Source organism: Peteryoungia wuzhouensis (assembly GCF_003205195.1).
Lineage (GTDB): Bacteria > Pseudomonadota > Alphaproteobacteria > Rhizobiales > Rhizobiaceae > Allorhizobium > Allorhizobium wuzhouense.
Map to the genome: position 1 here is coordinate 334,674 of NZ_QJRY01000003.1, position 25,573 is coordinate 360,246.

The window sequence follows — 25,573 nt, forward strand, 5'->3', positions numbered from 1 at the left end:
GCCCGTCTGCCAAAACAAAGAACCGCGTATCCGCTCCCGCCTTTCGAGGCAAGATCCTGAGGCTAGACCCAAGGGATGATCGTTGAGCGCTCTGGCTGTTTCAGAAGAAATTGAGGTTAGACATGAACATCATTCAGCAGCTGGAAGCCGAACAGGCCGCCAAGATCGAAGCCAAGCGCAAGCTTCCGGAATTCTCCCCGGGCGACACGCTGCGCGTCAACGTCACCGTCAAGGAAGGCAACCGTACCCGCGTACAGGCCTATGAAGGCGTTTGCATCGCTCGTTCGGGCGCCGGCATCAACGAGAGCTTCACGGTTCGCAAGATCTCCTACGGCGAAGGCGTCGAGCGCGTATTCCCGGTCTACTCGCCACTCGTCGAAGGCGTCGAAATCGTTCGCCGCGGTAAGGTCCGTCGCGCCAAGCTCTACTACCTGCGCGATCGTCGCGGTAAGTCGGCTCGTATCGTCGAGAACACCGGCACCCGCGCCCGCAAGCTGAACGACGCCGAGCGCGCCGCCGTTGCCGAGGAAAAGGCACGTCTGGAAGCCGAAAAGGTTGCAGCAGCACAGGCACTGGCCGCCGAAAAGGCAGCAGCTGAAGCCGCCGAAAAGGCCGCTGCCGCTGAAGCCGCCGCAGCAGAAACATCGGCAGAATAAGCTGATCCGGGGCGGTTCCTCCGCCCTTCTATCCCGTTCGCGAAGGCCCGGATCCGTCCGGGCCTTTTGCGTTTCTGGAGATAGTTTAGTCTGTGAATGCGAGGTCTAGAGGCTGACGCTGATCGCACCACCGGCGACAATCAGGCAGGCCAGCAGCCGCCGCACCGTCAGTGGCTCGCCCAGCACCAAAGCGCCGATCAGGACGGCGAAAACCACACTGGTCTCGCGCACTGCCGTCACCAATCCTGCCGGTGCATGGGCGTAGGCGACGACAACTAGGCCATAGGCCAGCATCGCCACGACACCGCCACCGGCAGCCTTCCAGGTTGCCGATGCCTGCAGATCGATGCGCAAGCCCCGCCGCGTGACGATATAGGCGAGCGTGATCATGACCCCGAAGAGGAAGAGGACCCAGAGCGCATAGGAGATCGGCTGCTCAACCAGCTTCACGCCACGCGAATCCACCGTCGAATAACAGGCGATGATCAGACCGGTGGTCAGCGCGAACAGGATCGACGAGGTCGCGGCCCGCGTCTTGCCGAGCGAAAGGCTCATGATGCCGGCAGCGATCAGCACGACGCCGAGCGTCTGGAACGGTCCGAGGATTTCACCGAAGAACAGGAAGCCTCCCAGCGTGACCAGGAGCGGCACCGTGCCGCGCACGATCGGATAGACCTGGCCAAGTTCTCCGTGGCGGTACGCAGCCACCAGGAAAAGGCTGTAGCCGACCTGGAGGCAGGCCGAGAGCAGAATGTAGGGCCAAGCCGGGGCAGCCGGCAACGGCAACATCAAGAGAAAGGGCAGCGTGATGATGCTGCCGGCAAGGCTCATGATGGTGATTGACCAAAGCCGATCGGCACCAGTGCGCAGGAAGGCATTCCAGCTGGCATGCAGGATCGCCGCGATCAGCGCCAGGCAGACGGCAACGGTACTCACGACCGCGACCTGCAGCGGGAGACAAGGCTGGTGGGTGATGACATGAGAAAAATCCGGAAGCGCAGCATGACAAATTTATGACAGCGCGACGATAGCGCCTTCCATCATCGTTGCAATCCAGAGAAGCGCTTCACGCAAAAAAGAAACCGCCCGCAACGAGGCGGGCGGTCCAAAGTCATAGCAAGCTCCAGTGGGCTTACTGCCAGTCGCGGATATCGACGAAATGGCCGGCAACGGCAGCAGCAGCAGCCATGGCAGGCGAGACCAGATGAGTGCGGCCCTTGAAGCCCTGACGGCCCTCGAAGTTGCGGTTCGAGGTCGAAGCGCAGCGCTCGCCCGGCTTCAGCCGGTCGTCGTTCATCGCAAGGCACATCGAGCAGCCCGGCTCACGCCAGTCGAAGCCGGCTGCCTTGAAGATCTTGTCCAGACCTTCAGCTTCCGCCTGTTCTTTGACCAGACCCGAGCCCGGTACGATCATAGCCGAGACGGTCGGGGCAACGGTCTTGCCTTCAACGACCTTGGCCACTTCGCGCAGATCTTCGATCCGGCCATTGGTGCAGGAACCGATGAAGACGCGGTCAATGGCGATATCGGTGATCTTGGTTCCAGGTGTCAAACCCATATAATCGAGTGCACGCCACTTGGAGGTACGCTTGTTCTCGTCCTGGATTTCATCCGGGTTCGGCACCACGCCCTGAACCGAGATGACGTCTTCCGGCGAAGAGCCCCAGGAAACGATCGGCGGCAGCTTGGCGGCGTCAAGCACGACGACGCGATCGTAATGCGCGCCTTCGTCCGTGTGCAGGGTCTTCCAATAGGCAATCGCCTGCTCAAGCGCTTCGCCCTTCGGCGCGCGCGGCTTGCCCTTGATGTATTCGAAAGTCTTTTCATCAGGCGCGATCAGGCCGGCGCGGGCGCCGCCTTCGATCGTCATGTTGCAGATGGTCATGCGACCTTCCATCGACAGCGCGCGGATGGCCTCACCGGCAAATTCGATGACATGGCCGGTGCCGCCAGCCGTGCCGATCTCGCCGATGATGGCGAGGATGATGTCCTTGGCAGTGACATGGTCGGGCAGAACGCCGTCGACACGCACCAGCATATTCTTGGCCTTCTTCTGGATCAGCGTCTGGGTCGCGAGCACATGCTCGACCTCGGACGTGCCGATGCCATGCGCAAGAGCGCCGAAGGCACCATGCGTGGAAGTGTGGCTGTCACCGCAGACGATCGTCATACCCGGCAGCGTGAAGCCCTGCTCCGGACCAACGATGTGCACGATGCCCTGGCGCTTGTCGCTCGCCGAGTAATATTCGACGCCGAATTCTGCGGCATTGTTGGCCAGTGCCTCGACCTGAATACGGCTTTCCTCGTTTTTGATGCCGAGGTGGCGATCCGGAGACGTCGGCACATTGTGGTCGACCACGGCCAGCGTCTTCTGCGGCGCGCGCACCTTGCGGCCCGTCATGCGCAGGCCTTCGAAAGCCTGCGGGCTAGTCACTTCATGCACGAGGTGACGGTCGATGTAGAGAAGACAGGTGCCATCGTCCTGCTGATCGACGACGTGGTCGTCCCAGATCTTGTCGTAAAGGGTGCGGGGTGCGCTCATGGGTGCGTTCCATCCAGACTGAGGAAAAGGAAATTCTTGGTTTTGTGAAGGAGCCGTCAATGCCGCGAAAGCGGCGGATCGCAATCAGCCTCGAAGGCTGGCGAGTGCGCCGGAAATGCGCGCAAAAAAGCGTGCCGGCAGACGCTTGTGATCCTGCAGCACGATGAACTGGTTTCCGAGGCATCCGAATTTCGATCCCATGGGGCGTACCATAGCAGTTTTAAGGCGAAACGGCAATCTCGCCATGACGGCAGACTACGCCGCAGCCCTCTCAAATTTCACGCCCCCTCTTTCTGTGACATGTCTGTCATACGGGCTTTGTCGAAGCGTGGTTGATGTGGACCACCACACGGAGGATCACTCGATGTCCGCATCGACCCAGGGCGACCTGAACCGCATCAAGAACGAGATTGTCGACAGCTTCGACGAGGAACTGGAGCTCCAGATGGAAGAGGAGCGCATCGAAGATTTCATCAGCGAGGGGATGTCGGAGCCGACAATCGACCGCAGGCTTTATTTCCGCGACCTGTTCAAGCTGCAGCACGAACTGGTGCGCCTGCAGGACTGGGTCCAATACAAGAAGCTCAAGGTGGTCGTGCTGTTCGAAGGCCGCGATTCGGCCGGCAAGGGCGGCGCAATCAAGCGTGTCACGCAGCGCCTCAATCCCCGCGTCTGCCGCGTTGTGGCCCTGCCCGCACCGACAGAGCGTGAGCGCACCCAGTGGTATTTCCAGCGCTATGTGCAGAACCTGCCGAGCGCCGGCGAAATGGTTCTTTTCGATCGCTCCTGGTACAACAGGTCAGGCGTCGAACGGGTCATGGGCTTTTGCACCCAGGACGAACTGGAGGAATTTTTCCGCTCGGTTCCCGAGTTCGAACGTATGCTGGTGCGGTCGGGGATCATCCTGCTCAAATACTGGTTCTCGATCACGGACGAGGAACAGGAATTTCGCTTCCGGATGCGGATCAACGACCCTCTGAAGCAGTGGAAGCTCTCACCGATGGACCTGCAGAGCCGCGTCCACTGGGAAGCCTATACCCGGGCGAAGGAAGACATGCTGGAACGCACCCATATTCCCGAAGCGCCGTGGTGGGTGGTTCAGGCTGTCGACAAGAAGAAGGCAAGGCTCAACATGATTGCCCATCTCCTGTCGCAGATCCCGTATGAAACCGTACCGAAGCAGGAAATCGAATTGCCGGCCCGTGTCCGCAACGCCGATTACATCCGTCATCCGGTGCCGCCAGAAATGTACGTGCCGGACCTCTATTGACGATCCGGCTCAGTGCTTCGTGCGGTTGCGCATCCGCTTCTCGAAGTCGCGCAGCACAATCGACAACCCGATCGTCAGCACCAGATAGACATAGGCGACGATCGAATAGGTTTCGAAGAAGCGGAAGGAGCCCGAGGCGTAGACCTTTCCCATCTGGGTAATGTCGGCCACGCCGAGCACTGAGACGAGAGAGGAATCCTTGACCATCGCAACGAAATCATTCGAGAGCGGCGGGAAGATTACCCGGATCGCCTGAGGGAAGACAACCAGCCGAAAACGCTGGCTGCGGCTCAAGCCCAGGGCCTTGGCGGCCTCGATCTGCCCCTTGTCGATCGACTGGATACCGGCCCTGAAGATCTCCGCGATGAAGGCAGAATAGCCGATCATCAAGGCAATGATGGCGCGCCACATCAGGGAAAAATCGCGAACGACCATGGGCTCGACCAAGCCCGCATTGATCAGCGGACTGACAAGCAGATTGAATGCCGCAACGAAGGCTGGCGCACCGACAAAGGCGACATAGAACAACAGAACCAGGATCGGAATGCCGCGCACCACTTCGACATAGAAGCGGGCCATCTGGCGCAGGATCCGACTGTCGGACATGCCGAGAAGGGCGACAAGAAGACCCAAGGCCGCAGCCAGCAGAAATCCGACCAGCGTCACGAAAACCGTGACGCCAAGCCCCTTTACCACCGTATTGAAAACCTGAGCGTAGAGTTCACTGACGAAAATGACCAAACCCAGCGCAACAGCCAACACGACGAAGGCGACCAGCCACCACGGCCGGTCGCCCTTCGGATCACCCTGGGGCAAAGTTTGGAACGCCATCAGCCGCTGACCTTCGGGACAGGGGCGGCCAAGGGGCTCATTCGCCCATCTTGTAGTCGAGGAACCACTTCTTGTTCAGGGCATCCAGCGTGCCGTCAGCCTTGAGGGCCGCGATTGCCGCATTGACCGGCGCCACCAGATCGGAGCCCTTCGGGAAGATGAAGCCGAAATCTTCGGTGCCGAGCGGCTCGCCCACGATCTTCAGGGCGCCATTGGAGGCCGCGACATAACCGTTTCCGGCTGTGCTGTCGGTCAGGACGAGATCAACATCACCAGCTTTCAGAGCCTGCACCGTTGCACCGAAGGTCTCGAACAGCTTGATGCGCGGGTTCTGCTCATTGCCGTCCAGAACCTCGTAAACAGCCGTATAGAACGGGCTCGTGCCCGGCTGTGCGCCAACGAGACCACTTTCCAGTGCTGCAAAGCTCTTGGCATCGGTGAAGCGGGTTTCGTCCCCGCGAACCAGCATCAGCTGCTGCGAACGCATGTACGGATCGGAGAAATCAACCTTCTCTTTCCGGTCATCCTTGATGGTGATACCAGTCATGCCGATGTTGTACTGGTTGTCGGACACCGCCTGGATCATCGCATCCCACGAGGTGTTCTGATATTCCACCTTGAAGTTCAGCCGCTTGGCGATCTCGTTCATCGCATCATATTCCCAGCCGATCGGCTGGCCGGTCTTCGGGTCGACGAATTGCAGCGGCGGATAGGCATTTTCCGTCACGACGACCACAGACTTTCCGCCGAGATCCGGCAGGGCTTCGGCATGGGCGACAAAAGGCAGAAGCGCGAGAGTGGACAGACCGGCGAGCAAAGCGCGGCGAAACAGCATGGAAACCTCCGAAATCGTAAGGGTGCAGAGTGTCACATCTTGTTCCCTGCTGGCAAGGGACCAGCCGGAGCGGTTCCGTTCCGGCCATCACCTTGACACTTTAACAGAAGCGAACCGAAGCGTAGTTCTGTATTCCAGACCAGCACAGAAAAATCTGCCTCCTTTGACCGGAGGCACGTGGAACATATGTGTACTCTCCAACCCTCTGAAGGATGATCCCATGATTGGAAGAACCGCATATGTCCTGATGTCGCTCGGCCTCCTTGCGCCGCTTGCGGCCTCGCCCGCAGCCCATGCACAGGAGGCTGTCGTCGCCGCCGCCGACAAAGAGGCGCTTTTCACCAGCCCAGACCCGGCATTGAATGCCAACAAGCAGGTGGTCTACCACATCATGCGCGACCTGCTGGAAGCGGGCCATTGGGACAAGGCCGACCAATTCCTGAGCGAACGCTACCTGCAACACAATCCCACGGTCCCCTCGGGGCGCGACACGGTGGTGAACTTCTTTACAAACGTGGTGAAGGTCGAAAAGAAGCCGATCCCGGACAAGCTGACGACTCCTGTCGTCTTCGTAACCGCTGAGGGTGATCTCGTCACCGTCGCGACCGTCCGGGAGGAAAAGGATCCGCAGGATCCGACCAAGACTTACACAACCACCTGGTATGACACCTGGCGGATCGTCGACGGCAAAGCCGACGAACATTGGGATGCTGCCGTTAAAGAGTAGAAAAAATGAGGCTGCGCCGTAGATTGCGGCGCAGCCTCCATTTGAGTTTGGTTCGAACTCAGAAGGTGGCGGTCTGCGGATCTGGCCCGATGCGGGCTCCGGCATGATCCAGCCGACCGAACACCTGCAAATCCTCGGCGGAAAGCTTGAAATCGAAGACCTTGAAATTCTCGATGATGCGCGATGGCGTCACCGACTTCGGAATGACGATCAGACCGTTGTCGATGTGCCAGCGGATGACAACCTGCGCCGGTGTGCGCCCGAGGCGCTCGGCAATTTTCCCGATTTCCGGATGATCCAGCAGCTTGCCTTGGCCAAGAGGGCTCCAGGACTGCGTCGCGATCTTGTGCTTTTCGTGGAAGGCTCGAGCCTCGCGCTGCTGGAAATCGGGGTGCAGCTCGATCTGGTTGAGCACCGGCACCACGCCCGTCTCGGCAACGATCCGCTCGATATGCTCCGGATAGAAATTCGACACACCGATTGACTTTGCCCGCCCCTCCTCCCGGAGCTTCACGAAGGCCTTCCAGGTGTCGACAAACAGGCCACGATACGCTGAGGGCCAATGAATGAGGTAGAGATCCACATAGTCGGTCCCGAGCCGCTTCAGGCTCGCATCAAAGGCCTTGAGGGTTTGCTCGTAGCCCTGATCGTTGTTCCAGAGCTTGGTCGTGAGAAAGACGTCCTTCCGGTCGAGTCCAGAACGCCGGATGCCTTCGCCAACGCCTTCTTCGTTCTCGTAGACCGCAGCTGTATCGACATGCCGGTACCCCGCATCGAGCGCAGCCTTGACGGCCGGTGCTGCTTCATCGTTCGGCGTCTGCCAGACCCCAAGGCCGACCTGGGGGATGGTGTTGCCGTCATTGAGGGAAATAAATGATTGTTCGGTCATGATGGGAATCTCCAAAACAAATTCGAAGGCGGGGGAACGCTGGTCCGCAGGTGACGGACGGGCTCTGCAGGCATGAGGCCTGGACACGCGTGGTTAAGGTAGGGAGCTTCACCAGCATTGAAAGACTGCGGCGCGTGATTTTACGCGGGGAGCATCAGAGAACCTGAAGCCGCGTATTTGGACCCAGATGCGGCAGAAGGCGTTGCATGTCACGGGAGCTGATCGCGACGCAGCCTTCGGTCGGCGCATAGTCGGGGCGGGCGATATGAAAGAAGATTGCCGAACCGCAGCCCCGTTTTCTGGTCCGCATGTTCCAGTCCATCACCACACAGACATCGTAGAGCCGGTCATCGCGAGCGAGCTTTTCGTGGCTTGCCTGGAATGGAGCACTGACCGGTCGATTGTAACTCGGATGGTCCGGCGCGTCACACCACAGCATTGTCTCTCGAACACGCGAGAGTGGCAGTGGGGTGCGAAGGAAGGATATCCGGTCTCCGCGATGATAGGCAAAGCGCAGCGGCATGGTGGCAATTGGCGTCGCCCCATCCCCTTCCCGCTTGTGGCTCGTGCGACCGCTGCGACCGATTGCAGCTGGTATGCGGAGGCTCCCGGCCTGCAGGATCGCACGTCTGGCATCAAGCGGCGCGGCACGCACCACCAATTTTGCGATGGTTTTTCCTTGTTTCATCGAGGCTTTCGGCCTGCTGCTCACGAGATTTTGCCTTGTTCGTGAAGAATGTTGTATTCATAGCACTTCAATGCCTGCGGCCTAGGCTTACATGGCCTTCAACGGTGCAACAAGCGCCGCGATGGACCACTCTGGAAGGATGACGAATGACGACGCGGACCATTCTGCTGGTGGATGACGACGATGATCTGAGGCAGATCCTGGTGGAGCAGCTTTCGCTCTATGACGAGTTTTCGCTGCTTCAGGAAAGCAATGCGGCGCGCGCCATGCAGACAGCCAAGACCGCGCAGGTTGACCTGATGATCATGGACGTCGGCCTGCCGGACATGGACGGCCGGGAAGCGGTGAAGCTGCTGCGCAAGGGCGGCTTCAAATCACCAGTGATCATGCTGACCGGTCACGACACCGATTCAGACACCATTCTGGGTCTCGAAGCCGGGGCCAACGACTACGTGACCAAGCCCTTCCGCTTCGCCGTTCTGCTTGCGCGCATCCGCGCCCAGCTTCGCCAATACGAGCAAAGCGAGGACGCAACCTTCGGCGTGGGACCCTATCTTTTCAAGCCGAGCCAGAAGTTGCTGACGACCGAAGACGGTAAGAAAATTCGCCTGACGGAGAAAGAGTCCGCAATCATCCGCTACCTCTATCGCGCCGGCCAGAAAGTCGTGACCCGCGACGTTCTGCTTGAAGAGGTATGGGGCTACAATTCCGGTGTGACGACCCACACGCTGGAAACCCATGTCTACCGGCTTCGCCAGAAGATCGAGCGCGATCCGTCAAATGCCGAGATTCTGGTAACGGAAAACGGCGGCTACAAGATCGTACCCTGAAGGTTCAGGACCGCCCAATGACAGACGGGGATGAGACTGACCGGAGGGTCGTGTCCGTCCCCGTTTTGCGTTAGGACTGACGTCAGGCACGGCGTAGGCGCCGGCTGGGCGACGAATAGGGGACGTGCATGGCTCTCAGCGACGATATCGAGCTTCTCTCGGCTGTACCGCTGTTTTCCGGTCTCGATACAGACCAGATCCGCCTGATCGCCTTCGGCGCCGAACATCGACAGGTCGCGTCGGGACAGGCTCTTTTCCGTGAAAAATCCCCCGCCGAATGCGCCTATGTCGTGGTGCGCGGCAAGCTCGATCTCTTTATCATCGGCCGCGACGGCAAGCCGAAGCTCGAAGCGAGCGTCGGACCGGGTGTGATGCTCTCGGAACTGGCACTGGTCACCATGGTAGAGCGCAAGTTCACGGCGGTCGCAGCGGAAGATGTCGATGTCATCCGCGTGACGCGCTCGCTCTTCCACCGCCTGCTGGAGGAATATCCTAGCATGGCACGGCATGTGGAAACCCGGATCCGCAAGTCGCTGGGAGACCTGATGGACGGCTCTGCGGCACTGGCGCCAAAATTCAGCTAGATAGCCGACTATGCAGCCTTGAAATACGCCGTTACGGGAACATGGTCGGATGGCTGGGTCCAGCCGCGCGCTTCCTTCAGGATATCGATCCGCGATAGAAGCGGCGAAAGATCAGCGGATGACCAGATGTGATCGAGGCGACGGCCACGATCGGCAGCAGCCCAATCCTTGGCGCGATAACTCCACCACGTGTAGAGCTTTTCGGATGCCGGCACATGCTGACGCATCAGATCAACCCAGGCACCCTGCCGCATCACCTCCAGCAGCCCTTCGGTCTCCACCGGCGTGTGGCTTACGATCTTGAGCATCTGCTTGTGAGACCATACATCGTGTTCCAGCGGTGCAATATTCAGGTCACCGACCAGGATTGCGCCAGTGCCAACTTCCGCTTCTGCCGACAGCGCCTTCATCTCCTCAATGAAATCGAGTTTGTGGCCGAATTTCGGATTGATCTCGCGGTTCGGCTCGTCGCCGCCCGCAGGCACGTAGAAGTTATGAAGGCGGATCCGCCGTCCCGCCCATTCAAAGATCGCGGAAATGTGCCGGCTATCGCCGACACCGCAATAATCCTGCCGGTGGTCTTCCGTCAGCGGCAGCTTCGAGCAGATGGCAACCCCGTGATAGCCCTTCTGGCCATGAATCACGATGTTGGAGTAGCCCAGCGCCGCAATCTGCTCGACCGGAAACTGGTCGTTCTGGCACTTGATCTCCTGCAGGCACAGAATATCGGGGTTCGTCCGGCGGAGAAAATCCTCGACAATGGGCAGGCGCAGCCGCACGGAATTGATGTTCCAGGTGGTGATCGCAAGGGTCATGGGGCGCCTGTTCTTGTCGGTTACTCTTGCCTCTTATGGCAAAACCGCCGACCTGAACAGAAAAAGGCGGTGCGAGGGTTTGCCCGCACCGCCTTCTCCACAATTCAGCAAGCCACGAAAGCGTTCAGCCGCCGCGCTTCTGCCCATGCACTTCAGCGTAAGGGATCTCAAAGACGGAGGGATCAAGCTGGACACCGTTTTGCACATTGAAGATCATCACCGAGGTGTCCTTCTTCTGCACATCGGTAATCGTCCACTGCCGGAGTTCGAAATTCTTCGGATCGAACATCAGCGTGATCGTCGAATCGCCGAAGATCGTCCGGTCACCAAGCACGATGGTCGTCAGGTCCGCCTCTTCCTTGACGTCGCGAACCAGCTTGTTGCCGAGATCGATCCTGTCGGCCAGAAGAAGACTCAGCGGTGTCTTCGACAGCGGATAGAGATCCCAGGTCTTCAGCTTGGTATTGCCGATGACCACGTTCTTGCCATCCGAGATGACTCGCATCGGCGAGGGCTTCTCGTAGTTGAAGCGAAGCTTGCCTGGCCGCTCGATGAAGAACTTGCCGCCGGTCTGTTCACCGCGCGGACCGAACTGCACGAACTCGCCCATCATGGTCTTCACGCTGGAGAAATGGTCGGCAATCTGCTGGGCTGCGTTGGTTGCGGCAAAGCTGGGAAACGGCAGGGCCGCGCATGCCATGAATGCGGCGGTTCCCAGCACGAACTGGCGACGGTTGGCCAGCACCGGCATCCCGGCATCGCGTTCAGTTTTGTCAATCATGCGATACTCCTTCATATGCTCTCGGTCTTGCCGAAAAAGGCGGCGGCTTCATGGCCGTGATCGCCTATGCCGCTGCGGCAACTCGTCCAGACCGCTCGTTGTTCCATTTGAGAGCGATCATCCGGAAGATCACTCTTCCGTCGGCACCAGGATTTCGCGTTTTCCGGCATGGTTGGCAGGGCCAATGATGCCCTCCTTCTCCATGCGCTCGATCAGTGAAGCGGCGCGGTTATAGCCAATGCCCAGACGACGCTGAACATAGGAGGTGGAAGCCTTTCCGTCCCTCAGGACGATCGCCACGGCCTGATCGTAGGGATCGTCCGAATCCGCCAGATTGCCGGTCCCGGCCGGGCCCCCGCCATCCTCGTCATCTTCATCATCGATGGTGATGGCTTCCAGATACTGCGGCGAACCTTGGGTCTTGAGGTAGGCGACAATCTCCTCGACCTCGTGGTCGGAGACAAACGGACCATGGACGCGCTGAATGCGACCGCCACCGGCCATGTAGAGCATGTCGCCCATGCCAAGCAGCTGCTCTGCGCCCTGTTCGCCCAGGATCGTCCGACTGTCGATCTTAGACGTCACCTGGAAGGAAATACGGGTCGGGAAGTTGGCCTTGATCGTTCCGGTGATGACGTCGACGGAGGGACGCTGGGTCGCCATGATGACGTGGATGCCGGCGGCACGCGCCATCTGGGCAAGTCGCTGAACGGCCCCTTCGATATCCTTGCCCGCAACCATCATCAGGTCGGCCATCTCGTCGATGATCACGACGATATAGGGGATCGGCTGAAGATCGAATTCTTCCGTCTCGTAAATTGCCTCGCCCGTCTGACGGTCGAAGCCGGTCTGGACGGTCCGGGTCAGAACCTCGCCCTTCTCCTGGGCCTGCGCGACGCGGGCATTGAAGCCGTCGATGTTGCGCACACCGATCTTCGACATCTTCTTGTAGCGCTCTTCCATCTCGCGCACGGTCCATTTGAGCGCGACCACAGCCTTCTTCGGATCGGTGACAACGGGAGAAAGGAGATGCGGGATGCCGTCATAGACCGAAAGTTCGAGCATCTTCGGGTCGATCATGATCAGGCGGCACTGTTCCGGCGTCATCTTGTAGAGTAGCGACAGGATCATCGTATTGATCGCCACCGACTTACCGGAACCCGTCGTACCGGCGACGAGAAGATGCGGCATTTTCGCGAGATCGGCGACCACCGGCTCGCCGCCGATCGTCTTGCCAAGCGCCATGGCCAGCTTCGCCTTGTTGCCATCGAAGTCGCGCGACGCGATCAGTTCGCGCAGATAGACGGTTTCGCGGGTCTGGTTCGGCAATTCGATGCCGATCGCGTTGCGACCGGGAACGACGGCAACGCGAGCCGCGATCGCGCTCATCGAGCGGGCAATGTCATCGGCAAGGCCGATGACGCGGGACGATTTGATACCCGGCGCAGGCTCCAGTTCGTAAAGCGTGACGACGGGCCCGGGGCGGACATGGATGATCTCGCCCTTGACCCCGAAATCGTCGAGCACGCCCTCGAGCAGGCGGGCGTTGTGTTCGAGCGCTTCGGCCGAGAGCGTCGCGTCACGTGTGACGGCGCGCGGCTCGGCCAGCAGATGAACCGATGGAAGCTGAAAGCCGTCTGGCTTCAACAGAGAGCCCTGCGCATCGCGTTCCACACGGGCGCCTGCCTTCGGCCGAGCGGCAGGGGCCGCAACGCGGGGCGATCCCGCAACGCCACGGGCCGGAGCCACAGGACGTCCGCGGTCGTCCGGCAGAATGCCAGACGGCCGTGGCATATCATCGATATCGAAGTCGTCCTCGTCATCATCGAACGCGCTGCTCGACATCGGCGGAGGAGACACAATAGAACGACCAGTCGCGCGAGCAGGTGCACCGTCGAGAACCGGCTCGACCCGGTTGTTCAACACCGGCGGCTTGGCACGCACCGGCTCATTCAGCGTGCCAAATTCATCATCGTTGAAATCATACGGTTGGTCGAATTCGCGCGAATGGCGGTCCGGAGACTTGATGCCGAAGAGGCGACGCATGCGGCCCCGCATCAGATACCAGTTGTGAGTAAAAGCACCGAGATAGAGCGACAGCGGACCTTGGTCTTCATCCTCCTCGTCCTCATCTAGCGGGTTGGGCTCAACCTTGGTCTTCGGCGAAATCTTTGCAGGCACGGCATCCTGGTCTGAAACCTCTGGCGCTTTGCCAATTATCCCTGCAGCGAACAGAAGAAGCCAGGCCGCCGGAAGCGCCAGGATGGTGCCAAGCACCATGGCAAAGGTCGAGGTTGGATAAGCGCCGATAAAGAGTGCCGGAAAGCGCAGGATGAGGTCGCCGAGAACGCCGCCGGTGCCGCTCGGCAACGGCCAGGTTGTCGGCGGGGGAAAACAGCCAACGGCAGCCGCAGCCACCAGAGCGCCCGCAAGCCAGGCAGCGATTCGCGCCGGTATCCGGTGCAGTCTCCGCCCACCGATCAGCGCAAACGACCAGGCCAGCACCGGCAGGAGGGCGAGCAGGCTGCCAAGCCCGAAGAACTGCATCATGAGATCGGCAAACACGGCACCGGACAGGCCGAGCATATTGGTCGGCGGATTTTCGGTCGCATAGGACAGGCTGGGGTCAGACACGTTCCAGGTTGCCAATGCAGCGACCGCCAGAACGAGTGCGAAGAAAAGAGCGAAGCCGAGCAAAGCGAACAGCTGTCGAAACAGGAATGCGGTGAACGCAAATCGGGTCGGATGATCCGGAAGCGCTGTCGAATGGCCTCTGCTCATGTGTCTCGATGTCCGTCCTGTTGGCGTGTGGGCCCAAGGTGCTGCAGACGTAGCACCATCATGGCCAGTCCTCACCCTAAGGTACGGTCGGTTAATGGCGCATTAACCATGCATGGAATCGATGCGGCGGCGCTGAAACGCAAAACGCCCGGGCATGAAGCCCGGGCGCTCGCATTTTTGGGATCGCTTGATCGCAGATCAGCTGTGATAGGCAGCCTCGCCATGCGATGCGAGGTCCAGACCTTCGCGCTCGGCTTCGACCGGGACGCGCAGGCCGACGACGACGTCGACGATCTTGTAGAGGATGATCGAACCGATGCCGCACCACAGCAGGGTAACGATGACGGCCTTCAGCTGGGTAATGAACTGACCAGCCATGGTCACACCTTCTGCATAGCCGATGCCCCCCAGCGAGGCCGACGCGAAGATGCCGGTTGCCAGAGCGCCGAAGAGGCCACCGATGCCGTGTACGCCGAAGACGTCGGCGCTGTCGTCGTAGCCGAACTTGTTCTTCACCACAGCCACAAAGAAGTAGCACAGCGGCGACACGATCAGGCCCATGACGATGGCACCCATCGGACCGGCAATGCCGGCAGCCGGGGTGATGGCAACGAGGCCGGCGATCATGCCCGAAGCGGCGCCGAGCATCGAGGCCTTGCCGCGGGTGAAGGCTTCAACCAGAACCCACGAGACGACGGCAGCAGCGGTCGCGATGAAGGTGTTGACTGTGGCGAGCATCGCACCGCCCGAAGCTTCGAGGTTGGAGCCAGCGTTGAAGCCGAACCAACCCACCCAGAGCATTGCAGCACCGACGAGCGTCAGCGTCATTGAATGCGGAGCCATCATATCCTTGCCGTAGCCGGTACGCTTGCCGACCATGATCGCGCCGATCAGACCGGCAACACCGGCATTGATGTGAACGACGGTACCGCCTGCGAAGTCGAGCGCGCCCCATCCGAAGATCAGACCATTGGCGTCCCATACCATATGGGCGATCGGGAAATAGACGAAAGTGACCCAGAGAAGGCAGAACAGAACTGCAGCCGAGAACTTGATACGTTCAGCAAAGGCACCGACGATCAGGGCCGGCGTGATGGCGGCGAAGGTCATCTGGAAGAGCATGAAGATGTATTCCGGAATGACGGCGTCGGAGAAGGTCGCCGCGGTGCTGTCCGGCGTAACGCCGGCGAGGAACATCTTACCGAAGCCGCCGAAAAAGGCGTTCGTCGAACCGCCAAAGGCGAACGAGTAACCGTAGACAACCCAGACAAGCATGATCGCCGAACCGATGACCGTGCACTGCATCAGTACGGACAGCATGTTCTTGGCGCGAACGAGACCGCCGTAGAAGAGGGCCAGGCCCGGGACCAGCATGAACAGGACCAGGATGGTGCACAGGAACATGAAGGCGGTGTCGCCCTTGTTCGGAACAGGGGCAGCAGCTGCCGCAGCTGCGGCGGCCGGTGCAGCTTCCTGCGCAAAGGCGATAGCCGGCGCCAGCAGGGCTGCCGACGCGGCGCCAAGGCGCACGAGATTGGAATTCAACTTGGCAAATGACATCAGTAACAACTCCCCTAACAGCCGTTCTTACAGAGCTTCGGTATTGGTTTCGCCGGTGCGGATGCGCACGGCCTGATCGATCGAGTAGACAAAGATCTTGCCGTCGCCGATCTGTCCGGTCTTGGCGGAGGAAGCAATCGCTTCGACAGCCTTGTCCGCCAGTTCGGTGGAGACGGCGATCTCGATCTTCAGTTTCGGCAGAAAGCTCACGGCGTATTCGGTGCCGCGGTAGATCTCGGTATGTCCCTTCTGGCGCCCATAACCCTTGACCTCGGTCACGGTCAGGCCCTGGATCCCCACAGCCGTCAGCGCTTCGCGCACCTCGTCCAGTTTGAACGGCTTGATGATAGCCATCACAATCTTCATCTGGTTTCCCATCCTTTGCTTGTCCTCGGCGCGGAGCCGACTCTCCTTGCCGCCGGCAGGAACTGTTTCGCTAGCGACCGAGCAGGGACATTCAAATGGCGTGCCAGTTTGATGACGACCAGCAACCTATTGAAAAGTAAAGGTTTCGTAAAGCGGCGCTAATAAACGTGCAGATGAGCGCACAATGTGCGCACAAAAATTATGCAGCTTTTCGATTTTGATGACAGTTTAGCCATTTGCCCGTTTGCGGATCAGGCCCTCTTGCGCAACCGAGGCTACGAGATGGCCTTCACGGGTAAAAATGCTGCCACGCGTCATCCCTCGAGCGCCTGCGGCGCTCGGGCTGTCCTGGGTGTAGAGCAACCAGTCGTCCAGACGGCAGGGACGGTGAAACCACATGGCATGGTCGAGACTGGCGACCTGGAGTTCAGGATCGAAAATGGACGTACCGTGGGCGTAAAGCGAGGTATCGAGGAGAGTCATATCCGAGAGATAGGCAAGAATCGCCGCCTGATAGTGCCTCTCATCCGGCACGATGCCCGAAGCACGGACCCAGATATGCGCCTCGGGCTCCAGCTTTTCCTTCGACAGATAATGCACGAGCGACGTCGGGCGAATCTCGATGGGACGCTCACGCCCCCAGTATTTCTTGACCGTATCGGGCGCCTGGGCAAGGAATGCCGCCCGAAACTCCGCCTCACCCATCAGTTGCTCCGGGGGAGGCACGTCGGGCATGCCGATCTGATGGTCGAAGCCTGGCTCTTCCAGCTGGAAGGAGGCCGACATGGAAAAGATGGCCTTGCCGTGCTGGATTGCGACGACACGCCGCGTGGTGAACGAAGCACCGTCTCTAATGCGCTCGACCTGATAGACGATCGGGATCGAAGGGTCGCCGGGACGCATGAAATAGGCATGCAGCGAGTGCACGAACCGGTCGAGATCGACCGTACGCTGAGCCGCCATCAACGCCTGCGCAATGACGAGACCACCGAAAACCCGTTGCCAGCCATTTTGCGGGCTGCTGCCGCGAAACAGGTTTTCCTCAAGCTTTTCCAGGTCTAGGCGCCCGATCAGGTCCTGCATCGGCTTCGTCTGTTCGGCTGGCTGCGACATAATGCATGGCTCCGCTTATAGGCACCCGTTCAAGGCTGATCTATATAGGAGACCTAGCGTCTACAAGAGCAAAGGATTTCGCCATGCTGGATGTGGTTGTCGTCGGCGGTGGCTATGTCGGTCTTTCCGTTGCAGTCTCGATCAAGCAGGCCGCGCCGCATCTGGCTGTGGAAGTGATCGAGGCGGCCCCCGAAGATGCCTGGAAGAAGGATCCCCGCGCCTCGGCGATCATATCGGCCGCGACCAAAATGCTCGATGTCTTCGGCATCTGGGACCGCATCGAGCCGGATGCGCAACCCATCAACCGAATGATCGTGACCGATTCGAAAACCTCTGATCCCGTGCGCCCAGTCTTCCTGACCTTTGACGGTGCTGTCGAAGACGGTCGCCCCTTCGCCCATATGATTCCGAACGTCAGCATGGTCGCGGCACTGAGGGGGGCATGTACCGACCGTGGCATTACGATTCGCCACGGCCTTCGCGCCACGGATTTTCGCGACACGGGCCCTTCCGCTGAACTCACTCTTTCTGATGGCAGCAAGCTGAACGCCCGGCTTATTGTGGCCTGCGACGGTGTCCGCTCCAAACTCAGGGATCTCGCTGGCATCAAGACGGTTACCTGGCAGTATGGGCAGTCGGGCATTGTGACGACAGTCGAGCATGAACGACCACATGAGGGCATAGCAGAGGAGCACTTCCTGCCAGCCGGCCCCTTTGCCATTCTGCCACTGAAAGGCAATCGCTCTTCGCTGGTTTGGACGGAACGGACCGAGGATGCGGATCGCCTGGTGGCATCCGATGACCTGGTGTTCGAGGCCGAACTCGAACGGCGCTTCGGGCATAAGCTCGGCACGATCCGCGCAACCCCCGACCGCCGCGCCTTCCCGCTCGGCCTGACCCTGGCACGGGCTTTCATTGCCCCACGCCTGGCACTGGCAGGCGATGCAGCACACGGCATCCATCCAATTTCCGGACAAGGACTCAACCTCGGCTTCAAGGACGTTGCTGCACTGGCCGAAACCGTCGTCGAAGCCGATCGACTTGGGCTGGATATCGGTTCGATCAACGTGCTGGAGCGTTATCAGATCTGGCGGCGGTTCGACACCTTCCGCATGGGTGTCACGACCGACGTACTCAATCGCCTGTTTTCCAACGACGTCACGCCAATCAGAGTGTTGCGGGATTTCGGCCTCGGCATAGTCGAAGGGCTCCCGGCGCTGAAGAACTATTTCATTCGCGAAGCGGCGGGCTCTGCGGGGCGCAACAACCCGCGCCTGCTCGCAGGCCAACAGATCTGAGGAGGGCGGCCCACCGGCCGCCATTCCAAGTCAGATCGGCATTTCAATCTTGCGTGCTTCGGAAACCAGCATGATGGGGATTCCATCGCGAATCGGATAGGCGAGCCGCGCCTTTTCAGAAACGAGCTCATTCTTTTCACGGTCGAACTTGAGCACCCCTTGGGTCAAGGGGCAGACAAGCAGCTCCAGCATCTTCGGATCGACCAGGCTGATCGTCTTGTCATCCATCCTGCACCTATTGAAGCATGGTATCGCCCTCGCCGAAATTCCGGGCGAGCACGATTTCCGTGATGGCAATAAGCGTTTCGGCGCGTGTCTTGAGATCAGGCGCCTCAAGCAGCGCCTGCTTTTCCGCCGGGCCGAACGGCGACATCATTGACAGGGAGTTCACCAGCGTGATGTTCGACGCCCGCTCGACGCTTTCCCAGTCCGCTTCGAGCTTGTTGGCTTCGAGATAGGCCCGAAACGCCGACAGAAGTCCGGAACGGTCGACCTGCATCTCGTCTTCCGAAGAGGTGAGGTCGGCCACAAAGGGCGCAATATGGAAGCTGCGATAAGGCTTGGAACTCGCCACCTCATCCAGAAGCCGGAAGCGGCAGACGCCAGCGAGCGACACGATGTAGCGACCGTCGCCAGTCTCCGTAAAAGACGTAACGCGGCCGATGCACCCGACGGGCGCCAACGCCGGACGCTCCGGCAGAATATCCGCCTGCACTTCCGTCAATGCCGGCTGGATCATGCCGGTCAAGCGGTTTCCGGCCATGGCCGCGTCGAGCATCGCGAGATACCGCGGCTCGAAAATATTCAGCGGCAATTGCCCGCCCGGCAGAAGCAACGCACCGGAAATCGGAAAGACCGGCACCGTTTCGGGTAGATCTTCCGCAGTCAGATATCTGGCATTTCCCACTTGCATCGAAGCACATCCTGTCCGGAAAATTCCGGCGTTCTTTCCTGCTTCTATCTGGGTCGCGTCGGCCAAAACTCAAGGCCGGCAGCGGCTCACGAAAAGAGGATCGACGAGAGCTTTCTCCGCGCCATGACCGTTGCCGGATCCTTCGGACCCCAGACCTCGAAGAACTGCAGGAGCTGCTTGCGGGCACCGTCGTCGTCGAACGTCCGATCACGCTTCATGATGAGCAGCAGATGTTCTGCCGCTTCCTCGCGACGGCCTTCCACATTGCGGATCTTGGCGAGCTTCATGCGCGCCTCGTGGTCATCGGGATGCAGAGAAAGCGTGTGTTCGAGCGCCACGGGATCGCCGAGCTTACGCGCCTCGTCGATCTGATCGAGACGCGTAAGCAGTGCCTGCACCTCCGGCGCTTTGGAAAGTTCCTCAGGCAACTGGGTCAACAGTCCGCGCGCCCGTTGATGTTCATTGGCGCCGATCATGCAATCGGCCAGACCGGCAATCGCCTGAACGTTATCGGGGTCAGCCTGCAAGATCGCGGCAAAGAGCTGGGCTGCGCCGTCGATATCCCCGGTCGAAAGAAGACCAGAAGCCTCTTCGAGCACCGCCGCAATCTCGGCAGCCTGATCGGCACCCGCCGGACCGGCGATCTTGTCGATGAAGGCTTTCACCTGGCTCTCCGGCAGCGCGCCCATGAAGCCGTCGGCGGGGCGTCCATTGACGAAAGCGACAACCGCCGGAATCGACTGGATACCCAGTTGCCCGGCGACAGAAGGATGATCGTCGATGTTCATCTTCACCAGCTTGACGCGGCCACCGGCGTCCTTGACGGCCTTTTCAATCACAGGCGTCAGCTGCTTGCAGGGACCGCACCATGGCGCCCAGAAATCAACGAGAACCGGCTGGTTGCGTGATTCGTCCATGACATCACGAGCGAAGTTCGCTGTCGTCGTGTCCTTGATGAGTTCGCCAGCCGGGGGAGGACTCTGAGGCGCATCGCCGAACTGTGCCTTGGCTGTCATCGTCTGGTTGCCATAGCCACCGTAGGGATTGCCGTAGTCGCTCATCGTGTATCTCCGCCTGTTTCGCGACCTCAAGAAGCCGCCATCCTTGCCGCTAAGATCGTATGTCAGGCCGTAACTTTCAAGACAAGCGGCGTATGCCCTGTCGCCTCCATGAAGCGGATCAAGTCGTCGCGACCGATCGATGTGGTGGCATCGTTGGACAGGGGATGGCAGTTGATGATGTCATGCTCCATCAGGTCCTGGTCGAGCACGAAAGTAACGTTTTTCCCGGTATCGTTGATCGCCCCGAGCGCGGTGACGGATCCTGGAACCACACCGAGATACTCCATGAGCTTCTCAGGCTTGCCGAAGGAAACCTTGCTGGCAGCACCGATGATCGCATGCACGCCCTTCAGGTCGACCGAGGCATTTTCCTCGACGGTCAAAAGGAAGAAATTGTCCTTCTTGTCCTTGAGGAAAAGGTTCTTGGTGTGACCGCCGGGGATTTCGTCACGCAAGGAAACAGACTCGGCAACGGTGAAGACGGGTGGATGAGTCTTCGTCGTATGGGCAATTCCGAGTTCATCGAGAAAGCGGAAGAGATCATCCGCCGTTCTGGGTGTCGTCATGTCTGGCCTCGCTATGGATTGTCCGGGCACATTCGGCCCAATTGCTGGGTTTCCCTCTGAGCAATAGGCGCAGGATCAACGTCATGCAACGTTCTCGGCCCCCGAAAAGCCCGGAAAAGCTGAGCTTTGTCAGCCCGTTGCGACCTTTTCGATTTTTTTTCGTGCTGACTCGTCATTTCCCTGTTGCATTTGAAAATCGATTGGGCCATATACCGCCCGTCGCCGCAAGACGGACGGCCCACGATCCAGACACTACCCCAGGATCGCGGTTATGAGCGGGTGTAGCTCAGGGGTAGAGCACAACCTTGCCAAGGTTGGGGTCGAGCGTTCGAATCGCTTCACCCGCTCCATTTTCTCTTCCGAACTGATCAGAGACTGACTGGACACGCCACGGCGTCCCGTTGTCTATTCTGCCCAACCATTGGGAGATACGACATGGCAGGACGTCTGGCTGGAAAAGTGGCAATTATCTCGGGCGGGGCGACCGGCATGGGAGGCGCATCGTCCAAGCTGTTTGCCAGCGAAGGCGCCAAGGTCGCGATCGTCGACCGGAACAGATCAGCCGCCGAGGAAACAGCGCAAGAGATTCACGCATCGGGCGGAATCGCCGAGGTCTTTCAGGCGGACGTGTCAGACGAAGAGCAGGTGAACGCCGCAGTCAAAGCGGTGGAGGGAGCCCTGGGCCCTGTTACAGTCCTCTTCAACCATGCCGGCACCATCGTCATCAAACCTTTCCTGGAAACAACCCTGGAGGAATGGGACTGGCTGCATGCGGTCAACGTCCGCTCAATGTTCCTGATGACCCGCGCAGTATTGCCGGGCATGATTGCAGCAGGAGGCGGCTCGATCGTCTGCACATCTTCGATCTCGGCAGTGGCGGCGACCCCCATGGAGGTCCTCTATGACACGACCAAGGGCGCCGTACACATGTTTGCGCGGGCGATCGCGGTGGAATTCCGAGACCGCAATATCCGCTGCAATGCTGTCTGCCCCGGTTTCATCCGCACGCCGCACGGTCTGCGGGAAGTAGCGGAACTGACGGCGCACGGTGTCGACGTCTCCGAAGCCGCGATTGCCGCTCAGCAGGGTCGCATCGGCGAGCCAGAGGACGTCGCGCGCGCCGCCCTCTACCTTGCCAGTGACGAATCGCAATTCGTCAACGGCGTCCACCTCTTCGTCGACAACGGCTTCACGGCCATCTGACCTCAATTCTTCGAAAACACGTAGTCCGTCTCCTGGCGCAGCACCTCGCCCGGTCGCAGGACGCTGGTCGGGAAGGCGGCGTGATTAACCGCGTCGGGCCAGATCTGTGTTTCGAGGCAGAACCCGGCATAGGGCCCGTACCTGCGCCCATCAAGACCGGGGACGGACACATCGAGATAGACACCGGCGTAGAACTGGACGCCGGGCTCTGTCGTCAGAACCTCCATCGACACACCGGAATTCACGCTCCGTGCCAGTGCGACGCTTCTCTTGGCCGTGCGGGAGCTTGAGAGGCAGAAGTTGTGGTCATAGCCGAACTGATCTCCCTCCACGTCGAGACGGATTGGCCGCATCTCGCGGAAATCAAAGGCCGTGTTTTCGACAGAGCGGACTTCGCCAGTGGGAATGAGGCGTCCGTCTACGGGCGTGTAGTGGTCAGCAGCAATCATCAGGTCGTGGCCCAGAATATCGGCCCGACCGTCGAGATTGAAATAGGCGTGGTGGCAGACATTGGCGATGGTCAGCTTATCGGCAACCGTCTCATAAAGAGCGGAGAAGACGCCGCCCTCCTTAAGTGAGAACGTCGCGCGGATCCTTGCCGTACCGGGATAACCGGATCGACCATCCGAATCGACAACCTCCATCACGACAAAATTGGACCCATGGTCGAGGATCATCCAGTTCTGACGCCCCATCCCGTCCGAACCACCATGCAGGTGAGTGATGCCTTTCTCATTCAGCTCCAGCTGGTAATCGACACCATCAAGCGTGAAACGCCCGTCACCAATGCGGTTGGCACAACGGCCGGGGGTCGCACCGAAATAGGGCGAATGAGCGAGATAGTCTGCAAGGTTTTCGAAGCCGAGAACCAGCGGCGCATCATGTCCGTCGAGACGAAGATCCTGCAACACGGCGCCAAAGGTGATGATCGAAGCCGTCAGGCCTCCCCCCGTCAACACCACCTTCTCGACGGCCTCTCCTGTGGGCATTGCGCCGAATACTGATTTCGTCATCCTGTCGTTTCCTCACCGAGTGTCATCAAAGTCTTTTATCGTCGTTACCGCGCCAATTCGCGTGCGGCGGCTTCCAGGCCACCGAGCGTGAGCGGGAACATGCGCTCACCAATCAGCCGCCGAATCAGGCCGACAGACATGGTATAGTCCCAACGGGTCTCCGAAAGAGGATTGATCCAGAGATGCCGGCGGAAATGCTCAGTCAGCCGCGTGAGCCAGACCGCGCCGCTTTCCGTATTCCAGTGCTCGACCGAACCACCGGGATGGGTGATCTCATAAGGGCTCATCGCGGCATCGCCGACGAAGATCACGCGGTAGTCCGATCCGAAAGTCCTGATTACGTCGAGCGTCGGGATCGTGTCGGAATGACGCCGCACATTGTCTTTCCAGACCCGCTCATAGGGGCAATTGTGAAAGTAGAAATACTCCAAATGCCGAAACTCTGAGCGTGTGGCCGAGAACAGCTCTTCAACCGCTCGGACGTGATCGTCCATTGAGCCGCCGATATCGAAGAACATCAGGAGCTTCACACCGTTGCGGCGCTCTGGCCGAGTCTTCACGTCCAGATAGCCGTGCTCGGCAGTCGAACGGATGGTGCCACTAAGATCCAGTTCGTCAGCAGCGCCCTCGCGCACGAAGCGGCGCAATCGCCGTAAGGCCACTTTGATATTGCGGGTGCCGAGTTCGACGCAGTCATCGAGATTGCGAAACTCCCGTTGGTCCCAGACCTTCACAGCCCGGCGATGCCTGCTCTCGTCCTGGCCGATGCGGACGCCTTCGGGGTTGTAACCATAGGCGCCGAAGGGCGAGGTGCCCGCCGTGCCGATCCATTTGTTGCCGCCCTGGTGGCGCTCCTTCTGCTCAGCCAGGCGCTGCTTCAGCTTTTCCATCAGCTTGTCGAAACCGCCGAGCGACTCGATGAGCTTCTTGTCCTCGTCCGAGAGATGCTTTTCCGCAAGCTTGCGCAACCAGGCTTCGGGAATCGCATGCTGATCGACGCCTTCGGTGCCGGCCTCGCCCAGAACGCCGGCGAAGATCGCGGAAAACACCCGGTCGAAGCGATCGATGAAGCGCTCGTCCTTCACCAGCGTGGTTCGGGCCAGATAGTAGAAGCCCTCTGTGTCGAAATCGACGACGCCCGCCTGAAGACCTTCCAGCAGGGTGAGATATTCCCGCAGGGTCACGGGAACCTTCTCTTCTTTCAGGCGCAGAAAAAACGACAGGAACATCTGACAGGTTTGGCTCGGTTCAGAGGTGGCGGCATCCTGTCACACAGGAGGCCACCTGTCCCGACAAAATCCGAGCATCTCACCCCGACGGTCAGCGCTTCAGATCGTTCCCGATCTCGTTCAGATCATAAGGTGTCATCTGATAGATCTCGTTAATCCAGTTGCCGAACAGGAGATGCGCGTGGCCACGCCAGCGGTTGAGCGGCGTCAGCGTGTCGTCGTTGTGCGGGAAGTAGTTGTGAGGCAGTTTGATGGGAACACCGGCCGATTTGTCACGGAAATATTCGTCACCCAGCGAGGTCGAATCGTATTCGACATGGTTGAACATGTAGAGGCGGTTTGCCCGCTTCTCCTGGACCAGGCAGACGCCCATCTCGTCGGATTCGAGCAAAATTCTCAGGTCCGGTACCCTCTCGATATCCGCCCGGCGGACTTCCGTCCAGCGCGACACCGGCACTTGGAAGTCGTCTGAGAAGCCGTTGAGGTAAACGGAGGATGGAGCGAGATTGCGATGACGATAGACGCCAAACGCTTTTTCCTTCAACGGATGCTTCGGCACCCTGTGAAAATGGTAGATCGCCGCCATGCCGCCCCAGCAGACATTCATGGTCGAATGAACGTTGGTCTCGGTCCAGTTGAGGATATCCTCGAGTTCCTGCCAGTAGGTGACCTCCTCGAAGGGCAGCGTCTCGACCGGTGCGCCGGTGATGATGAAGCCGTCGAACTTGCGATCCTTCACCTCGTCCCAGGTCTGGTAGAAAGAGAGGAGGTGTTCTTCCGGCGTGTTCTTGGCCTTGTGACCGCCGACGCGCACCAGCGTCAGCTCCACCTGCAGCGGTGATGCGCCGATCAACCGGGCGAACTGCACCTCGGTCTTGATCTTGTTAGGCATGAGGTTGAGCAGGCCGATCTGCAACGGGCGAATGTCCTGGCGAACGGCCACGGTTTCGGTCATGACCCGCACGCCCTCATGCACGAGGGTTTCAAAAGCGGGCAACGTATCGGGAATCCTGATCGGCATC

At 59.7% G+C, this 25,573-nt stretch carries 26 protein-coding genes and 1 tRNA gene; 8 read left to right on the plus strand and 19 right to left on the minus strand.

What is annotated here, in order from left to right:
* The first annotated feature begins 122 nt into the window (after window positions 1-122).
* Window positions 123-656: a 50S ribosomal protein L19 gene (rplS, locus tag DMY87_RS10725; RefSeq protein ID WP_110791287.1), complete on the plus strand. Its 534-nt coding sequence runs from the start codon at window positions 123-125 to the stop codon at window positions 654-656.
* A 105-nt stretch (window positions 657-761) separates the two neighbouring features.
* Here rplS and DMY87_RS10730 read toward each other — a convergent pair whose 3' ends face one another.
* Together DMY87_RS10730 and leuC are read right to left on the minus strand one after the other, a co-directional pair.
* Complete coding sequence (locus tag DMY87_RS10730; RefSeq protein WP_110791288.1) at window positions 762-1,592, minus strand: DMT family transporter; 831 nt, start codon at window positions 1,590-1,592, stop codon at window positions 762-764.
* Window positions 1,593-1,788: 196 nt separating this feature from the next.
* Window positions 1,789-3,198, minus strand: a complete 1,410-nt coding sequence (gene leuC / locus DMY87_RS10735) for a 3-isopropylmalate dehydratase large subunit (protein WP_110791289.1) — start codon at window positions 3,196-3,198, stop codon at window positions 1,789-1,791.
* Window positions 3,199-3,562: 364 nt separating this feature from the next.
* On the opposite strand from leuC, the gene ppk2 reads away from it, so the two are divergent.
* Window positions 3,563-4,468, plus strand: coding sequence for a polyphosphate kinase 2 (ppk2, locus tag DMY87_RS10745; RefSeq protein WP_110791291.1), 906 nt, complete (start codon window positions 3,563-3,565; stop codon window positions 4,466-4,468).
* 9 nt (window positions 4,469-4,477) lie between these two features.
* Here ppk2 and DMY87_RS10750 read toward each other — a convergent pair whose 3' ends face one another.
* Together DMY87_RS10750 and DMY87_RS10755 are read right to left on the minus strand one after the other, a co-directional pair.
* The gene (locus DMY87_RS10750; protein ID WP_110791292.1) at window positions 4,478-5,299 is read right to left on the minus strand and encodes an amino acid ABC transporter permease; all 822 of its coding nucleotides are present in this window, start codon (window positions 5,297-5,299) and stop codon (window positions 4,478-4,480) included.
* Between the two features lie 37 nt (window positions 5,300-5,336).
* Window positions 5,337-6,134 (minus strand): basic amino acid ABC transporter substrate-binding protein, encoded by a 798-nt coding sequence (locus DMY87_RS10755; RefSeq protein ID WP_110791293.1) that lies wholly within the window; start codon window positions 6,132-6,134, stop codon window positions 5,337-5,339.
* Between the two features lie 220 nt (window positions 6,135-6,354).
* Here DMY87_RS10755 and DMY87_RS10760 point away from each other — a divergent pair, with 220 nt between their 5' ends.
* The gene (locus tag DMY87_RS10760) at window positions 6,355-6,861 is read left to right on the plus strand and encodes a nuclear transport factor 2 family protein (RefSeq protein WP_110791294.1); all 507 of its coding nucleotides are present in this window, start codon (window positions 6,355-6,357) and stop codon (window positions 6,859-6,861) included.
* Between the two features lie 58 nt (window positions 6,862-6,919).
* Here the strand turns inward: DMY87_RS10760 and DMY87_RS10765 are convergent, their stop codons facing one another.
* Both DMY87_RS10765 and DMY87_RS10770 read right to left on the minus strand, forming a co-directional pair.
* Entirely contained in the window at window positions 6,920-7,750 is an 831-nt protein-coding gene (locus tag DMY87_RS10765; RefSeq protein WP_110791295.1) for an aldo/keto reductase, read from the minus strand.
* A gap of 154 nt (window positions 7,751-7,904) precedes the next feature.
* The gene (locus tag DMY87_RS10770; protein ID WP_110791296.1) at window positions 7,905-8,438 is read right to left on the minus strand and encodes a L,D-transpeptidase family protein; all 534 of its coding nucleotides are present in this window, start codon (window positions 8,436-8,438) and stop codon (window positions 7,905-7,907) included.
* A gap of 146 nt (window positions 8,439-8,584) precedes the next feature.
* Here DMY87_RS10770 and DMY87_RS10775 point away from each other — a divergent pair, with 146 nt between their 5' ends.
* Together DMY87_RS10775 and DMY87_RS10780 are read left to right on the plus strand one after the other, a co-directional pair.
* Window positions 8,585-9,268 (plus strand): response regulator transcription factor, encoded by a 684-nt coding sequence (locus tag DMY87_RS10775; protein WP_110791297.1) that lies wholly within the window; start codon window positions 8,585-8,587, stop codon window positions 9,266-9,268.
* Window positions 9,269-9,396: 128 nt separating this feature from the next.
* Window positions 9,397-9,852: a cyclic nucleotide-binding domain-containing protein gene (locus DMY87_RS10780; RefSeq protein ID WP_110791298.1), complete on the plus strand. Its 456-nt coding sequence runs from the start codon at window positions 9,397-9,399 to the stop codon at window positions 9,850-9,852.
* A gap of 8 nt (window positions 9,853-9,860) precedes the next feature.
* Here the strand turns inward: DMY87_RS10780 and DMY87_RS10785 are convergent, their stop codons facing one another.
* The 6 genes from DMY87_RS10785 to tesB all read right to left on the minus strand — a co-directional run bounded on the left by DMY87_RS10785 (window position 9,861) and on the right by tesB (window position 17,268).
* Window positions 9,861-10,667, minus strand: a complete 807-nt coding sequence (locus DMY87_RS10785) for an exodeoxyribonuclease III (protein ID WP_110791299.1) — start codon at window positions 10,665-10,667, stop codon at window positions 9,861-9,863.
* A gap of 124 nt (window positions 10,668-10,791) precedes the next feature.
* Window positions 10,792-11,448: an outer membrane lipoprotein carrier protein LolA gene (locus DMY87_RS10790; RefSeq protein WP_110791468.1), complete on the minus strand. Its 657-nt coding sequence runs from the start codon at window positions 11,446-11,448 to the stop codon at window positions 10,792-10,794.
* A 129-nt stretch (window positions 11,449-11,577) separates the two neighbouring features.
* Entirely contained in the window at window positions 11,578-14,229 is a 2,652-nt protein-coding gene (locus tag DMY87_RS10795) for an FtsK/SpoIIIE family DNA translocase (protein WP_110791300.1), read from the minus strand.
* A 198-nt stretch (window positions 14,230-14,427) separates the two neighbouring features.
* Window positions 14,428-15,789: an ammonium transporter gene (locus DMY87_RS10800; RefSeq protein ID WP_110791301.1), complete on the minus strand. Its 1,362-nt coding sequence runs from the start codon at window positions 15,787-15,789 to the stop codon at window positions 14,428-14,430.
* A 27-nt stretch (window positions 15,790-15,816) separates the two neighbouring features.
* On the minus strand, window positions 15,817-16,167 hold the full coding sequence (locus tag DMY87_RS10805; RefSeq protein WP_162750542.1) for a P-II family nitrogen regulator: 351 nt from the start codon (window positions 16,165-16,167) through the stop codon (window positions 15,817-15,819).
* 216 nt (window positions 16,168-16,383) lie between these two features.
* The gene (gene tesB / locus DMY87_RS10810) at window positions 16,384-17,268 is read right to left on the minus strand and encodes an acyl-CoA thioesterase II (RefSeq protein ID WP_110791302.1); all 885 of its coding nucleotides are present in this window, start codon (window positions 17,266-17,268) and stop codon (window positions 16,384-16,386) included.
* Between the two features lie 5 nt (window positions 17,269-17,273).
* Here tesB and DMY87_RS10815 point away from each other — a divergent pair, with 5 nt between their 5' ends.
* A complete protein-coding gene (locus DMY87_RS10815) occupies window positions 17,274-18,566 on the plus strand; it encodes a ubiquinone biosynthesis hydroxylase (RefSeq protein ID WP_280953042.1) in 1,293 nt (430 codons plus the stop codon).
* A gap of 30 nt (window positions 18,567-18,596) precedes the next feature.
* Here DMY87_RS10815 and DMY87_RS10820 read toward each other — a convergent pair whose 3' ends face one another.
* The 4 genes from DMY87_RS10820 to DMY87_RS10835 all read right to left on the minus strand — a co-directional run bounded on the left by DMY87_RS10820 (window position 18,597) and on the right by DMY87_RS10835 (window position 21,106).
* Window positions 18,597-18,794, minus strand: a complete 198-nt coding sequence (locus tag DMY87_RS10820; protein WP_110791304.1) for a Trm112 family protein — start codon at window positions 18,792-18,794, stop codon at window positions 18,597-18,599.
* Between the two features lie 7 nt (window positions 18,795-18,801).
* Window positions 18,802-19,479, minus strand: a complete 678-nt coding sequence (locus DMY87_RS10825) for an LON peptidase substrate-binding domain-containing protein (protein ID WP_110791305.1) — start codon at window positions 19,477-19,479, stop codon at window positions 18,802-18,804.
* Window positions 19,480-19,565: 86 nt separating this feature from the next.
* Complete coding sequence (gene trxA / locus DMY87_RS10830) at window positions 19,566-20,540, minus strand: thioredoxin (protein ID WP_110791306.1); 975 nt, start codon at window positions 20,538-20,540, stop codon at window positions 19,566-19,568.
* 62 nt (window positions 20,541-20,602) lie between these two features.
* A complete protein-coding gene (locus DMY87_RS10835; protein ID WP_110791307.1) occupies window positions 20,603-21,106 on the minus strand; it encodes a prolyl-tRNA synthetase associated domain-containing protein in 504 nt (167 codons plus the stop codon).
* Window positions 21,107-21,381: 275 nt separating this feature from the next.
* On the opposite strand from DMY87_RS10835, the gene DMY87_RS10840 reads away from it, so the two are divergent.
* Both DMY87_RS10840 and DMY87_RS10845 read left to right on the plus strand, forming a co-directional pair.
* A tRNA-Gly gene (locus tag DMY87_RS10840) sits at window positions 21,382-21,456 on the plus strand.
* Between the two features lie 85 nt (window positions 21,457-21,541).
* Entirely contained in the window at window positions 21,542-22,309 is a 768-nt protein-coding gene (locus DMY87_RS10845; RefSeq protein WP_110791308.1) for an SDR family NAD(P)-dependent oxidoreductase, read from the plus strand.
* Between the two features lie 2 nt (window positions 22,310-22,311).
* Here the strand turns inward: DMY87_RS10845 and DMY87_RS10850 are convergent, their stop codons facing one another.
* The 3 genes from DMY87_RS10850 to metA all read right to left on the minus strand — a co-directional run bounded on the left by DMY87_RS10850 (window position 22,312) and on the right by metA (window position 25,572).
* Complete coding sequence (locus DMY87_RS10850) at window positions 22,312-23,322, minus strand: aldose epimerase family protein (protein ID WP_110791309.1); 1,011 nt, start codon at window positions 23,320-23,322, stop codon at window positions 22,312-22,314.
* 44 nt (window positions 23,323-23,366) lie between these two features.
* On the minus strand, window positions 23,367-24,551 hold the full coding sequence (locus DMY87_RS10855) for a vWA domain-containing protein (protein WP_110791310.1): 1,185 nt from the start codon (window positions 24,549-24,551) through the stop codon (window positions 23,367-23,369).
* A 91-nt stretch (window positions 24,552-24,642) separates the two neighbouring features.
* Window positions 24,643-25,572 (minus strand): homoserine O-acetyltransferase MetA, encoded by a 930-nt coding sequence (gene metA, locus DMY87_RS10860; protein WP_110791311.1) that lies wholly within the window; start codon window positions 25,570-25,572, stop codon window positions 24,643-24,645.
* Window position 25,573 lies beyond the last annotated feature (1 nt).

Coding starts and splice junctions, on each gene's coding strand:
- rplS (WP_110791287.1), top strand. CDS start 123: ATGAACATCATTCAGCAGCTGGAAGCCGAACAGGCCGCCAAGATCGAA.
- leuC (WP_110791289.1), bottom strand. CDS start 3,198: ATGAGCGCACCCCGCACCCTTTACGACAAGATCTGGGACGACCACGTC.
- ppk2 (WP_110791291.1), top strand. CDS start 3,563: ATGTCCGCATCGACCCAGGGCGACCTGAACCGCATCAAGAACGAGATT.
- DMY87_RS10750 (WP_110791292.1), bottom strand. CDS start 5,299: ATGGCGTTCCAAACTTTGCCCCAGGGTGATCCGAAGGGCGACCGGCCG.
- DMY87_RS10755 (WP_110791293.1), bottom strand. CDS start 6,134: ATGCTGTTTCGCCGCGCTTTGCTCGCCGGTCTGTCCACTCTCGCGCTT.
- DMY87_RS10760 (WP_110791294.1), top strand. CDS start 6,355: ATGATTGGAAGAACCGCATATGTCCTGATGTCGCTCGGCCTCCTTGCG.
- DMY87_RS10765 (WP_110791295.1), bottom strand. CDS start 7,750: ATGACCGAACAATCATTTATTTCCCTCAATGACGGCAACACCATCCCC.
- DMY87_RS10770 (WP_110791296.1), bottom strand. CDS start 8,438: ATGAAACAAGGAAAAACCATCGCAAAATTGGTGGTGCGTGCCGCGCCG.
- DMY87_RS10775 (WP_110791297.1), top strand. CDS start 8,585: ATGACGACGCGGACCATTCTGCTGGTGGATGACGACGATGATCTGAGG.
- DMY87_RS10780 (WP_110791298.1), top strand. CDS start 9,397: ATGGCTCTCAGCGACGATATCGAGCTTCTCTCGGCTGTACCGCTGTTT.
- DMY87_RS10785 (WP_110791299.1), bottom strand. CDS start 10,667: ATGACCCTTGCGATCACCACCTGGAACATCAATTCCGTGCGGCTGCGC.
- DMY87_RS10790 (WP_110791468.1), bottom strand. CDS start 11,448: ATGATTGACAAAACTGAACGCGATGCCGGGATGCCGGTGCTGGCCAAC.
- DMY87_RS10795 (WP_110791300.1), bottom strand. CDS start 14,229: ATGAGCAGAGGCCATTCGACAGCGCTTCCGGATCATCCGACCCGATTT.
- DMY87_RS10800 (WP_110791301.1), bottom strand. CDS start 15,789: ATGTCATTTGCCAAGTTGAATTCCAATCTCGTGCGCCTTGGCGCCGCG.
- DMY87_RS10805 (WP_162750542.1), bottom strand. CDS start 16,167: ATGGGAAACCAGATGAAGATTGTGATGGCTATCATCAAGCCGTTCAAA.
- tesB (WP_110791302.1), bottom strand. CDS start 17,268: ATGTCGCAGCCAGCCGAACAGACGAAGCCGATGCAGGACCTGATCGGG.
- DMY87_RS10815 (WP_280953042.1), top strand. CDS start 17,274: ATGGCTCCGCTTATAGGCACCCGTTCAAGGCTGATCTATATAGGAGAC.
- DMY87_RS10820 (WP_110791304.1), bottom strand. CDS start 18,794: ATGGATGACAAGACGATCAGCCTGGTCGATCCGAAGATGCTGGAGCTG.
- DMY87_RS10825 (WP_110791305.1), bottom strand. CDS start 19,479: ATGCAAGTGGGAAATGCCAGATATCTGACTGCGGAAGATCTACCCGAA.
- trxA (WP_110791306.1), bottom strand. CDS start 20,540: ATGAGCGACTACGGCAATCCCTACGGTGGCTATGGCAACCAGACGATG.
- DMY87_RS10835 (WP_110791307.1), bottom strand. CDS start 21,106: ATGACGACACCCAGAACGGCGGATGATCTCTTCCGCTTTCTCGATGAA.
- DMY87_RS10845 (WP_110791308.1), top strand. CDS start 21,542: ATGGCAGGACGTCTGGCTGGAAAAGTGGCAATTATCTCGGGCGGGGCG.
- DMY87_RS10850 (WP_110791309.1), bottom strand. CDS start 23,322: ATGACGAAATCAGTATTCGGCGCAATGCCCACAGGAGAGGCCGTCGAG.
- DMY87_RS10855 (WP_110791310.1), bottom strand. CDS start 24,551: ATGTTCCTGTCGTTTTTTCTGCGCCTGAAAGAAGAGAAGGTTCCCGTG.
- metA (WP_110791311.1), bottom strand. CDS start 25,572: ATGCCGATCAGGATTCCCGATACGTTGCCCGCTTTTGAAACCCTCGTG.